The sequence below is a fragment of the Capillibacterium thermochitinicola genome (genome assembly GCF_013664685.1).
GTDB lineage: Bacteria > Bacillota > UBA4882 > UBA10575 > UBA10575 > Capillibacterium > Capillibacterium thermochitinicola.
Map to the genome: position 1 here is coordinate 1 of NZ_JAAKDE010000081.1, position 1,435 is coordinate 1,435.

The window sequence follows — 1,435 nt, forward strand, 5'->3', positions numbered from 1 at the left end:
TTTCAATACAGGAATGCTCCTACCATAATTTGAATTGAATTTTTTATAAGGTTAAAAATAAATTACTAGTTTCTCTTGGCCTCCCCCCTTTCTCAGTTGATTACTGTGAAAAGCGACCAACTTAATACAATTCCTTCCAAAACGTTTTGGATGGCAACGAAAAAAATTTTCTCTCTCTTTACAAGTGACTTTTTTAGCTTTTAACCGGACCTGTCGACTGCCTTACTACTAATCTGGTGGTTAAGCTTTTAACCTCAGGTTGGTAATTGGGGTCATTAATTAGTTTTATGATGTTTTCGGCCGCAAGTCTTCCCAATAGATACTCATCTTGTTTGATCGTGGTTAAGGCTGGTGAGGTAAGGGCGGCAAAGGTTTGGTCATCAAAACCAACCAATGATATATCGTCCGGTAAAGTATAGCCCAGCGCGGTCAACTCTTCGAGCGCACCGGCAGCCATCAGATCGCTCGCCACCAAAATTGCTGTTAACTCCGGATTTTTCTCAATTAGTTCTTTCGCCCCGGCACGCCCCGACTCTTTCGTAAAATCGCCATTATAAACATAAGCTTCGTTGAAGACCAAACCATGTTTGGCCAGTCCCTTTTTGTAACCAGCCAATCGTTCATGGCAAACCCAGGCTTCCATGTGGCCGTTGATGAACCCGATTTTTCGGTGGCCAAGATCGCACAGATGGGTAATGGCTTGACTTATACCTTCTTGATTGTCGAAACTGACATAGGTTGCTTTTGGTCCTTTGATCGGGACATCAATCAGGACGGTGGGAAAATCGCTGGCCTCCAGCTCAGCAAGGATTGGATCCGTAATCTTTAAACCGGTAATGACCGCTCCCCCCACCCCACGCTGGCGACAAAGCTGTGTAAAAGGCAAGCCTGTTTTTAAGGACTGCGTACCAAAGATTAAAAGGTCAAAGTCATGAGTCGAAGCTTCATCGATCAGCCCGCTGACAAGATCCGCAATAAAGCCTTGTTGGAAACTGGACCGACCGAGCACGAAAAGGCCAATTGTATTTACAGTCTTTGAAACAAGGCTACGCGCTACCCGATTTGGTTGGTAATTCAGTTCTTTTGCGACGGCTATAATTTTAGCTCTTGTCTCTTCACTGACATCATCAAAGCCATTAAGCGCCCGGGAGACCGTCGTAATCGAGTAACCAGACTTCTTTGCCACATCACGGATGGTAACATTCATTACCCTTTTACCTCATTCCGTTAACATTATATTTACCAAAACGTTTTGGATTGCTATTAATATTATTACAGATGATTTAATAAATTCCTGCTTTGATTTTAAAAATTTTTTTGTCCCTCGCTTACCCATTGAGGACTTATTTTCTTGAAGATGTCTCTTCTACCCGGTACAAGAAACAACTTGTTGAGAATTTGTTTAGAACCAGTACGAGTTGAGTCCATATAATGG

Annotated in this window: 1 protein-coding gene; it reads right to left on the reverse strand. The window is 42.7% G+C overall.

All coding sequences use genetic code 11. From position 1 onward, the window contains the following. Positions 1–193: 193 nt before the first annotated feature. On the reverse strand, positions 194–1,186 hold the full coding sequence (locus G5B42_RS11645) for a LacI family DNA-binding transcriptional regulator (RefSeq protein WP_331274122.1): 993 nt from the start codon (positions 1,184–1,186) through the stop codon (positions 194–196). Positions 1,187–1,435: the final 249 nt, after the last annotated feature.